Below are 10,760 nucleotides of genomic sequence, written 5' to 3' on the forward strand. Positions count from 1 at the left end.
GAGCGGCGGCGGATGGCCGCTCGGGCCGAGCCGTAAGCCTCCCGCGACCGACGAGGTCACGCCACACGGGGGCGTATCTCACGAGTGCGCCGGGGTTTCCGGTGGGCCGGTCTCGGTCAGAGCCCGCGGGGCAGACCGTTGGCGCTACCCGTGCCGCCACCGCTCGGGGGGTTGGTGGTCGTGGTGGGCGGCGTCGTGGTGGTCGGGGGAGCCGTCGTGGTGGTCGGATCCGTGGTCGTGGTCGGCGGGACCGTAGTGGTGGGCGGAACCGTGGTGGTAGTGGGCGGTTCGGTGGTGGTCGTGGTCGGGGGAACTGTTGTGGTGGTGGGCGGTTCGATCGTGGTGGTCGGGGGAACTGTTGTGGTGGTGGGCGGTTCGGTTGTGGTGCTCGGGGGAAGCGTTGTGGTGGTGGGCGGTTCAGTTGTGGTGGTCGGGGGGACCGTGGTCGTGGTGGTCGGCGGAACCGTGGTGGTGGGGTCAGTTGTGGTGGTCGGGGGGACCGTTGTGGTGGTGGGTGGGACGGTCGTCGTGGTGGTGGGCGGGACCGTGGTGGTGGTCGGGGGGACCGTTGTGGTGGTGGGGCTGGCCACGTTCACGACCAGGGTGTTGGAGGAGCCGCCCTGTTTGAGCGTGATGGTGTGCTTGCCCGGGGTGGTGGGGGTCCAGTCGGTGCTCGAGTGATAGGCCGGCCACGGCACCTTGGATGGCGGATTGGTGATGGCGCTGCCGTTGTCCTGCCAGTAGCAGAGGAGACCGAATTCCCAGCCGCTCAGGTTGGCGCTGAGGGTGTAGGTGTGGCCGACGACGGGGTTCGGGTCGGAAATCGTGATCGAGTCGACCGTGGCGTTGGCGGCGGGGGCCTCGTGCGTGGCGAGGACCGAGATGGCCCCGGTAGCGATGGCCAGGGCGGACAGTCCGGCACCGAGGTGCCGGCCGCCCATGGGGATTGTGCTCACTTTGCGTACTCCTGTGCTGCGGCCCGGGGGGTGGGGCCGGACGCACAGTAAGCGAGCAGCAATGTGAAATTTTCAGTTTTCAGAAAGTTACCGGCAAGTAATCCGCTACCCCTTCGCGGGCCGCGCCTTCTTCGCCGGCTTCGCGCTGGTCGCCACGCCGTTCTCGGCGGCCGCGCGGGCGTCGGCGGCCTTCTCCTGAGCGATGGCCGTGGCCGGGTGCACCGCCATGATGCCCAGGCCCTGTCGCCGCCGGCAGTGGTGGGCCAGCTCGTCGTAGGCGGGCTTGCCGATCAGCTCGATCAATTCGGGCGCGTAGGCCTCCCACACCGGCCGGGTGCCGACGTGCGCGTCGGGTGAACCGGTGCAGTACCAGTTCAGGTCCAGGCCGCCCGGTCCCCAGCCGCGCCGATCGTATTCACCGATGGCGGTGCGCAGGATCTCCACCCCGTCCGGGCGTTCCACCCACTCCTGAGTCCGGCGGATCGGCAACTGCCAGCACACCTCCGGCTTCACGGTGAGCGGCTCCAGTCCCTTGCGCAACGCCATGGTGTGCAGCGCGCAGCCGATGCCCTCGCTGAAACCGGGGCGATTGAGGAAGATGCAGGCGCCGTCGAACCGCCGGGTGCGCAGCGCGGGCTCGTCGTCGAGGTCGTCCTCTTCCAGGTACAGCTTCTTGCGGACGCGGCCCTGGTCGTCGGTCGCCTCGCCCATCAGCTGCCAGTCCTCGGGTGTGAGCATTTTCACAGCCTTGTGCAGCTTCTTGCCGTCCTCCTCGTCGGAGAGGAACGCGCCGTGCGAGCAGCAGCCGTCGTTCTCGCGGCCGTCGATGATGCCCTGACACGCCGGCGTGCCGAAAACGCAGGTCCAGCGCGAGAGCAGCCAGGTCAGATCCGCCGCGATCAAATGCTCGTCATTTGCTGGATCGACGAATTCGATCCATTCGCGCGGGAAGTCGAGTTCCACTTCGGGCGTCGGGTCGATCTTCGCCGCTGGTCGCAGCCCGGTCGGTCCGCTCGCCGATGCCCCTGTCGTCACAATGCGGAACGCTAACAGCTCAGTCGCCTGGCCAGAAGTCCTGACTCACCCAGTACCGTGTTCATGTGCGGCTCGGTGTACTCGATGTGGGAAGCAATACCGTCCACCTGCTCGTGGTGGACGCGCATCGTGGTGGACACCCGATGCCGATGAGTTCGACGAAGTCGGCCCTGCGCCTGTCCGAGAGCATGGACGACCAGGGGCGGATCACTTCCGCGGGGGCGTCCCGGCTGACCGCTACGGTAGCCGAATTCGCAAGTATCGCAAAGACTTCCGGTTGCGTGGAGCTGATGGCGTTCGCCACCTCCGCGGTCCGCGAGGCCACCAACTCCGATGAGGTGCTGGCCAGGGTTCGCGCCGAGACCGGTGTGAAGCTGCAGGTGCTCTCCGGCGTCGACGAGGCCCGGCACACCTTCCTGGCCGTCCGCCGCTGGTACGGCTGGAGCCCGGGCCGGATCCTGAACCTCGACATCGGCGGCGGCTCGCTCGAGATGAGCAACGGCGCGGACGAGGATCCGGATATGGCATTGTCGCTGCAATTGGGCGCCGGCCGCCTCACTCGGGACTGGCTGCGCCATGACCCGCCGGGCAAGCGCCGGGTCGCGGTGCTGCGCGACTGGCTCGACGCCGAGCTGGTGCTGCCCAGCAAGCAACTGCTCGAGGTGGGCCGCCCGGATCTAGCCGTCGGCACCTCCAAGACCTTCCGCTCGCTGGCCCGCCTGACCGGCGCCGCCCCCTCTGTTGCGGGACCGCGTGTGCGGCGTACCCTGACCAGTTCCGGCCTGCGGCAGCTGATTGCGTTCATATCGAGAATGACAGCCGCCGACCGGGCAGAATTGGAAGGCGTGAGTTCTGATCGGTCACAACAACTCGTGGCCGGTGCGCTGGTCGCGGAGGCGAGTATGCGGGCACTGTCCCTGGACACGCTCGAAATCTGTCCCTGGGCGCTGCGAGAGGGATTGATCTTGCGCAAATTGGATACCGACCTTGATAGCGAACCGATAGCCGGCGGCCCCGACAGCGGCCTGGCGGGCCCGATCGAAACGGTGTCTCGATGACCGAGGATTCAAGTCAGCTGTCCGTCGCCGAGCTACTGGCGCGGAACGGGCAGCAAAGTGGCGGCTCCGCGAGCGGTGGGGGGCGCAGACGCCGAAGCGGTCGGGGCATTTCCGTCGCCGAACTGACCGGTGACATTCCGATCGTGCCCGGATCGTCCTCCCATGCCGCGCCGGATGAGGAAGCCGCCGCCGAGCCCGAGCCCGCTGTCACCGAATCGGACTATTCCAACTATTCGAACTTCTCGAATTACTCCGACTTCTCCACTCCCGCGGCCCCGCCCCCGCCGGACTATTCGTCCTATTCGGTAGCCGAGCCCGAACCCGCCTATTCGCCGCTCTCCGGGCCCATCTCGTACTACGACCCGCTGGCCCCCGCCCCGCAGCCGCCGTCCCTACCCGAGCCGTCCGGCGAGGGCTGGTCCGCCGGTCTGGACTGGCCCCCCACCGAGACCCCGGCCCCGGCCCCCGTCGAGCCCCGCTCCGGCGGCCGCCGCCGCAAGCCCGATCCGCTGGACTCCGACTTCGCGCTCGACGGCCTGGGCGCCGAACCGCCCGCCCCGCCCGCACCCCGCGAGGGCGGTCGCCGCCGCCGCTACGACCCCGAGGAAGACACCACCGACGAGGTGCGCCCCTTCCGCGGCGACAACCGGGCCGACAGCGGCGTCCGTGGCGACAGCGGCATCATGGGCGACAACGGCGCGACCCGCGACGCCGCCTCGGACGCCATGCGCGACATCGCCGCCCGCGCCGGGCGCGACTCGCGCACCCAGTTGAACCCGGCGGTGGCCCGCCCGCCGTTCGAGGACCACACCCAGTTCAACCCGGCCGCCCCCGCGTGGTCGCCGACGCCGGGGCCGGAGCCGCTACCGCGCGCTCCGCACCAGGACCGCCCCGCCTTCGAACCGCCGCAGGCCGTCGCCGCCCCGCCGATGTCGCGCTCGGCCCGCAGACACGCCGAGGCCCAGTCGCAGCGGCAGCCGGCCCCCGAACCGCAGCCCGCCCCGCCGTTCGGGGATCGCCGCGGCGGTGTCGATCACGGCGCGGCCACCGGGCTGCCGGAGTGGTCGGCGCGAAGACGGCCCGGACCCGACGCCGAACCGGACCGCGGCGATCAGGCCGCGGTGCCGACCGCCGCGTGGTCCTCGCTCGCCGACGACGATCAGCAGCTGCTGTCGGGCCAGTCGGTCGCCGGAGATCTGCTGCGCGATGCCCAGCAGCGTGAGGATGAGCGCGCCGAACGGAATGCGCGAAACGCGGGCAAACGCCGCGGCTTCGGTTCCCGGGGCCGCGGGGCGGTGGCGCCGGAGCCCGAGCCCGACGACCACCTCACCGACTTCTATGAGCCGCTCGACGACGACTACGACGACTACGACGACGAGCCCGAGTCGTCGATGAGCGCGCGGTTCTCCGCGCTCACCCGGAAGGCGGGCGCCTTCACCCGCAAGGCCGGTCGCGGTGCGGCCGGCGAGCCCGTGCAGTCGCGGGCTGCGGGCGCGCGGTCGCGGGCCGCGGGCGCGCGATCGGCGGGCCGGTCCGACGAGGACGAGCACCGCCGGCAGTGGCTGGTGATCGCGGGCCAGAGCGTGGGCGCCGCGGTGGCGGGCATGTTGCTGTTCAAGGGCTTCGAACGCATGTGGGAAGTGCTCCCATGGGTGGCCCTGGCCCTGGCCATGGTCGTGATCCTCGGCCTGGTCGCACTGGTGCGCGTGCTGCGCCGCACCGATGACATTTTCAGCACTGTGATTGCCGTCGTCGTAGGCGTCTTCGTGACGCTCGGACCGCTAGCCTTTCTACTCAGTACGAACTGAGCAGGGAGCGGCAGTGGGGAATATCGTGCAAGCGCAGGGGGCGAGCACCGAGGGCCGGGCGGGGCGCGGGGAAGTCCGGGTCGGCCTGTCGACGGCGTCGGTGTATCCGGAGAACACCGAGGCGGCGTTCCGGTACGCGGCCGAACTCGGTTACGACGGTGTCGAACTCATGGTCTGGGCGGAACCGGCCAGCCAGTCTATTTCCACCGTGCAGCATTTCGCGCACAAATACGACGTGCCGGTGCTGGCCGTGCACGCCCCGTGTCTGCTGATCTCGCAACGGGTCTGGGGGTCGGACCCGATCGCGAAACTCACCCGCAGCGTGCACACCGCCGAGGCGTTGGGCGCGGCCACCGTGGTGGTGCACCCGCCGTTCCGCTGGCAGCGTCGCTACGCCGAGGGCTTCGCGAAACAGGTTGCGGAACTGGAGAATTCGTCGCCGGTGGCGGTCGCGGTGGAGAACATGTTCCCGATGCGCGCCGACACCCTGCTGCGCGGCAGCTCGATCGACCGGCTGCGCCGCCGCGGCGGGCCGGGGCCGTCCATCACCACGTTCAGCCCCTCCTACGACCCGACCGAGACCGGCTACAGCCACTACACCCTGGACACCTCGCACACCGCGACTGCGGGCGTGGATCCGCTGGTGCTGGCGCAGCGCATGGGCTCGGGCCTGACCCATCTGCATCTCGCCGACGGCCGCGGCGCCGCCACCGACGAGCACCTGATCCCGGGGGAGGGCACCCAGCCGGTGGCCGAACTCTGTGACATGTTGATGCGCAACGGTTTCGACGGTCAGGCGGTCGTCGAGGTCAACACCCAGATGGCCCGCACCACGATGGATCGGGCGGCCATGCTGGATCGGGCGCTGTCCTTCGCCCGGGAACATCTGAACGGATTCTCGCCCGCGCCGACGCCGGAGCCGACGGCCGCGCATCGCGGCTGAGTTTCTCATTCGGCCCGGTTGCCGGGGTGATTCATCCCACGACCCGTCCGGAATTCTCACCGGGTCCGTTTACGCTGTACAAAACCCAGCGGAAGGACAGCGGATGACCACGGAGCTGACCGTCGACCCGGCGTCGACGAGCGAATTGGCCGACGCGCCGTTCAGTCGCGTCTGCACGCTGACCGACCTCGACGCGACCACCCCCGGCGTCGGCCGCTTCGCGGGATCCATCGAGCCCACCTGGACCATCGGCGACAAACTGCACGGCGGCACCATGGTCGCGGGCAGCGCCGCCGCGGCCACCGAATGGCTGCGCCGCACGGCCCCCGAACAGGCCGCCATGTTCCCGATCTCGGCCAGCACCGACTTCCTCGGCGCGCCCGTCCCCGGTGCGGTCGAGTACGAGGTCCGCACCCGCAAGCTGGGCCGCCAGATCGGCCTCGTCGACGCGAGCCTGATCCAGGACGGCCGCACCCTGGTGCACACCGCCCTCACGTTCAGCCACCTTGACGACGGGGAACCGCAGTACGCCGCCGACCACGTCGGCGACATGTCCGCGGAACCGCCCGCCGACGCGCTCTTCTACGACGACCGCAATCCCATGGGCAAGATCGTGCACGTGGCCCGGGGCTCCTCGGTCGCCCTCGATCCGACCTGGGCCCGCTTCCTCGCCGGGGAGAAATCCGAACCCCGTCTGCGCCTGTGGATCCGCCCCTTCGCGGGCGACGAGCAGGACCCGGACGTGTCCGCCTTCTTCGCCCTCATGTCCGCCGACATGAGCCCGCCGGTCCCGATGAACCTCGGCCACTTCGGCTGGGCCCCCACGGTCCAGCTCACCACGTACCTGCGCCGCCGCCCGGCACCGGGCTGGCTGCGCGTCATCGCGCACGCCCGCGAGGTCGGCAACCGCATGTTCGACGAGGACCAACTCGTCATCGACTCCACGGGCGCGATCGTGGCGCAGAGCCGCCAGCTGGCCTTGATCCCCCAGCCGAGGTAATCGCCTGCCCCGCTAGCCTTGAGAGCTATGACGAGGATTGCGGTAATCGGTGGGGGTCGGATCGGGGAGGCGCTGATCGCGGGCCTGCTCGAGTCCGGACAGGCGAACAAGGATCTGGTGGTGGTCGAGCCGGTGCCGGCGCGCGCCGAGGCGCTGGCGGACCGGTTCGGGATCCGCGCCACCGACGACATCGCCGATGCCGGCAAGTTGGCCGACCTCATCGTGATCGCGGTGAAGCCCAACGATGTGGACGCGGTCCTGATCGAGCTGGGCAAGGCCGAGCTCGGCGCGGCCGACCACGATCAGGTGCTGGTGTCGCTGGCGGCCGGGGTGACCACCGCGCGCATGGAGTCCAAGCTGCCCGCCGGCTTCCCGGTCGTGCGGGTCATGTCGAACACCCCGATGCTGGTCGGCCAGGGCATGAGCGCCATCGCTCCCGGCCGCTACGCCCGCAAGGAGCAGCTGGGCCTGGTCACCGAGATGCTGGAGTCGGTGGGCAAGGCGGTGACCGTCTCCGAGGCGCAGATGGACGCCGTCACCGCGGTGTCCGGTTCGGGTCCGGCGTACTTCTTCCTGATCGTCGAGGCGATGATCGACGGCGCGGTGGGCCTGGGCCTGACCCGCGACGTGGCCACCCAGTTGGTGACGCAGACGCTGCTCGGTTCGGCCGCGCTGCTGGAGGAGTCGGGTCAGTCTGCCGTGGAATTGCGCGCGGCCGTCACCTCGCCCGCGGGGACCACCGCGGCGGGCCTGCGGGAGTTGGAGCGGGGCGCGGTGCGATCGGCTTTCCACGATGCGTTGCACGCCGCAAAACGCCGTTCCGCCGAACTCGGCGCGATCGCGGACTAACGTTGAGAGTGGGTGAGTGTGCTCCCCACTTTCCAATACTGCTCGGTTGCTAGTTTGCTGCCGTAGGCCGACTCGCCACAGCAAAGGCTGATTTCTCACACCCGTCGCAGCAATCCCACTGGTCCCGCTAAGCTTCAAGGAGCACGTGCGTGTCTGTTCCGCCGGTGGGGAAGCCGGCGGCGCGGACGTGCCGGAGGTCAGTGGCGCAATGATGTCTGGAAACAGCCAAGCGAGGTCCGGAAACAGCCCAATCACCGCGGGATCCGTCATCGGAGGGGGAACGCAGTTCCTCACCGTTGCCGAGGTCGCGAATCTGATGCGGGTTTCCAAAATGACGGTGTACCGGTTGGTGCATTCGGGAGAGCTGCCCGCGGTGCGGGTGGGGCGTTCCTTCCGGGTGCACGCCAAGGCGGTGCACGACTATCTGGAGACGTCCTACTTCGATGCGGGGTAGTACGGCCCGATAACCGATCGGCCCCACCCGTTTCGTTCGCCCGAGAGTGGCCCGGTAGCATGGACCGGCATCCTGTACGTGCCGGTGGTGCCGCCGGGTCCATCTCGGCCCGTATCGGGTAGGGACTGTGCAGGGTCAGACAGTGTGCACCCCGCGGAAGCGGGGATGACCCGAGAGAACGCGAGGAACAACCCTATGGGTTCTGTGATCAAGAAGCGCCGCAAGCGCATGTCGAAGAAGAAGCACCGCAAGCTGCTTCGCCGCACGCGCGTGCAGCGCAGAAAACTCGGCAAGTAAGCCGCTGCGTCGTAGCTGGAAGCCCGTCACCGTCGGTGGCGGGCTTTCGTTCTTCACGGGTGAGCGAACTCATCGTTAGATCCTGGTTAATACCCTTCGAATGCCCCCTACTCGCCGGTTACCCTGGGAGCGGGAAAACGCCCGATGACAATTCAAGGCATGGGGGCCAGGTGGGATCCGGAGTGGCAGGGACTCGGGACGGGCAACCGCCCAAGGTAGTGATGGTGACCGGCGCGAGCCGGTTCTTCGGCGGCAATGTGGTGGCCCGGTTGGCGGCCGACCCGGCCGTCGAACGCATCATTGCCGTGGACGCCAAACAGCCCAGCCGTGAGCTGCTGCGCCGTATGGGCCGCGCCGAATTCGTGCGCGCCGATATTCGTAATCCCTTGATCCGCAAGGTTATCGACGGCAATCAGGTCGATACGGTGGTGCATCCCGCCGCGCTCTCGCGCCCGCCCTCGGGTGGCGGCCGCGCCGCCATGAAGGACATGAACGTCCTGGGCGCCATGCAGCTGTTCGCCGTGTGCCGCAAGGCTTCCAGCGTGCGGCGGGTGGTGGTGCGTTCCTCCTCCGCCGTCTACGGGTGCAGCGCCAAGGACCCGGTGAAGTTCACCGAGGAGATGAGCGCCCGCACGCCGCCGCGCGGCTGGTTCGCGCGGGACATGATCGAGGTGGAGGGTTTCGTGCGCGGGCTGGCCCGGCGGCGGCCCGACATCTCGGCGGCCATCCTGCGGTTCCCGCCGATCGTGGGCCCGCAGCTGGCCAAGCGGGGTGTGCAGTATTTCCGCTCGCCGATCACGCCGACCATTCTGGGCCGGGATCCGCGCATGCAGCTGCTGCACGAGGAGGACGCCATCGCCGCCCTGGTGCACGGGGCCATGACGGCCCCCGGCGGCACCTACAATGTGGCTGGGGACGGCGCGATGGCGCTGTCCCAGGCGATCCGACGGGCCGGGCGGGTCGAACTCCCGGTCCCGTACTCGGTGTTCCGCAGTATCGGGCGCACCGTGATGGGCCCGGTGATGCGGGAGTTCACCGCCGAGCAGATCGACTATTTCCATTTCGGCTGTGGCCTGGACACCACCCGGATGCGGACCGAACTGGGCTTCGGTCCGCGCTGGACCACGGTGCAGGCCTTCGACGACTTCATAGGGGGCGCAGCGTTGCGGCCCGTGATCGATCCCGCGTGGATCGACGCCGCAGAGAACAAGCTTCTCGGCCTGCTCGGGGCCGGGACGGGAGCGCACCAATGAGTGATGTAGCGAAGGTGATTCGACTTCACGACGTGGACTTCGAGGCGCGGCACAGTCGCCCGTCTCGGGTGTGGCCGGCGGGGGAACCGGCGCTCACCCCGGTGACCTCGCTGACCGATCGGCTCGCCGAGGCCGAAGCGCGGCAGCCCAAGTCGCTGGGGGAGATGATCCGGGGAACCGTGGCCGACGGGGTCCGCTACACGGCCGACTTCGCCCGCCGCCGCCTCACCGGCGACTACCAGGTCGACGAGTTCGGCCTGGACGAGCACCTGTTGGAATCGGTGATCCTGCCGATGCTGCGGCCGCTGTCGGACCTGTGGTTCCGGGTCGAGGTGTCGGGTATCGAGAACATCCCCGAGGTGGGCGGCGCGCTGATCGTGGCCAACCACGCGGGCACGGTGCCGCTGGACGGGCTGATGCTGCAGCTGGCCGTGCACGACCGGCACCCCAAGCAGCGCGCGCTGCGCCTGCTGGCCGCCGACCTGATCTTCGAGACGCCGCTGCTGGGCGGGCTGGCCCGCAAGGCCGGGCACACCCTGGCCTGCCCCGCGGACGCCGAAAGGCTTTTGCGTGCGGGCGAAGTCGCGGGTGTTTTCCCCGAGGGTTACAAGGGTGTCGGCAAGCCGTATTCGGACCGCTACAAGTTGCAGCGTTTCGGCCGTGGCGGTTTCGTGTCGGCGGCGGTGCGCACCGGGGTGCCGATCATTCCATGCTCGATCGTGGGTTCGGAGGAGATCTATCCGAAGCTGGCCGATATCAAGCCTTTGGCGCGGCTGCTCGGTATTCCGTATTTCCCTGTGACGCCGCTGTTTCCGCATCTGGGTCCGCTCGGCGCGATTCCGTTCCCGTCGAAGTGGTACATCCAATTCGGCGAGCCGATTTCCACGGCCGGATACGAGCCCGCGGACGCCGATGATCCGATGACGATGTTCGAAATCACCGATCAGGTCCGCGAAACCATTCAGGGCTCGCTGTACAAGAATCTGATCAAGCGCCGGAATCCGTTCACCGGCTAGCTCCCCCGCCTCTCCGCGACTTCAGCGGGCGGCTGGGAGCCGTCAGTGTTGGGCACCCGATCGGCGGTCGGGTGCACAACCCATTTCCGTC

11 protein-coding genes are annotated in these 10,760 nt (G+C 69.0%); 9 read left to right on the plus strand and 2 right to left on the minus strand.

Annotated features, from left to right (window positions below):
- Positions 1–116 precede the first annotated feature (116 nt).
- Positions 117–956, minus strand: a complete 840-nt coding sequence (locus ACFV4K_RS31640; RefSeq protein WP_379279881.1) for a hypothetical protein — start codon at positions 954–956, stop codon at positions 117–119.
- Between the two features lie 105 nt (positions 957–1,061).
- Positions 1,062–1,991, minus strand: coding sequence for a hypothetical protein (locus tag ACFV4K_RS31645; protein WP_379279882.1), 930 nt, complete (start codon positions 1,989–1,991; stop codon positions 1,062–1,064).
- A gap of 65 nt (positions 1,992–2,056) precedes the next feature.
- Here ACFV4K_RS31645 and ACFV4K_RS31650 point away from each other — a divergent pair, with 65 nt between their 5' ends.
- The 9 genes from ACFV4K_RS31650 to ACFV4K_RS31690 all read left to right on the plus strand — a co-directional run bounded on the left by ACFV4K_RS31650 (position 2,057) and on the right by ACFV4K_RS31690 (position 10,669).
- A complete protein-coding gene (locus tag ACFV4K_RS31650; protein WP_379279884.1) occupies positions 2,057–3,049 on the plus strand; it encodes a hypothetical protein in 993 nt (330 codons plus the stop codon).
- Positions 3,046–4,857 (plus strand): hypothetical protein, encoded by a 1,812-nt coding sequence (locus tag ACFV4K_RS31655; protein WP_379279885.1) that lies wholly within the window; start codon positions 3,046–3,048, stop codon positions 4,855–4,857. The genes ACFV4K_RS31650 and ACFV4K_RS31655 overlap by 4 nt, the downstream gene beginning before the upstream one ends.
- Before the next feature lie 22 nt (positions 4,858–4,879).
- Positions 4,880–5,800, plus strand: coding sequence for a sugar phosphate isomerase/epimerase family protein (locus tag ACFV4K_RS31660; protein WP_379279892.1), 921 nt, complete (start codon positions 4,880–4,882; stop codon positions 5,798–5,800).
- Between the two features lie 103 nt (positions 5,801–5,903).
- Positions 5,904–6,800, plus strand: coding sequence for a thioesterase family protein (locus ACFV4K_RS31665; RefSeq protein WP_379279887.1), 897 nt, complete (start codon positions 5,904–5,906; stop codon positions 6,798–6,800).
- 27 nt (positions 6,801–6,827) lie between these two features.
- Positions 6,828–7,649, plus strand: a complete 822-nt coding sequence (gene proC / locus ACFV4K_RS31670; protein WP_379279889.1) for a pyrroline-5-carboxylate reductase — start codon at positions 6,828–6,830, stop codon at positions 7,647–7,649.
- Between the two features lie 208 nt (positions 7,650–7,857).
- Positions 7,858–8,103: a helix-turn-helix domain-containing protein gene (locus ACFV4K_RS31675; protein ID WP_154790969.1), complete on the plus strand. Its 246-nt coding sequence runs from the start codon at positions 7,858–7,860 to the stop codon at positions 8,101–8,103.
- Between the two features lie 195 nt (positions 8,104–8,298).
- Positions 8,299–8,400, plus strand: coding sequence for a 30S ribosomal protein bS22 (locus ACFV4K_RS31680; protein ID WP_003402602.1), 102 nt, complete (start codon positions 8,299–8,301; stop codon positions 8,398–8,400).
- A 221-nt stretch (positions 8,401–8,621) separates the two neighbouring features.
- Positions 8,622–9,653, plus strand: coding sequence for an NAD-dependent epimerase/dehydratase family protein (locus tag ACFV4K_RS31685; RefSeq protein ID WP_379279894.1), 1,032 nt, complete (start codon positions 8,622–8,624; stop codon positions 9,651–9,653).
- On the plus strand, positions 9,650–10,669 hold the full coding sequence (locus ACFV4K_RS31690; protein ID WP_379279891.1) for a lysophospholipid acyltransferase family protein: 1,020 nt from the start codon (positions 9,650–9,652) through the stop codon (positions 10,667–10,669). Before ACFV4K_RS31685 ends, ACFV4K_RS31690 begins: the two co-directional genes overlap by 4 nt.
- Positions 10,670–10,760 lie beyond the last annotated feature (91 nt).

The sequence above is a fragment of the Nocardia sp. NPDC059764 genome (genome assembly GCF_042732555.1).
Taxonomy (GTDB): domain Bacteria; phylum Actinomycetota; class Actinomycetes; order Mycobacteriales; family Mycobacteriaceae; genus Nocardia.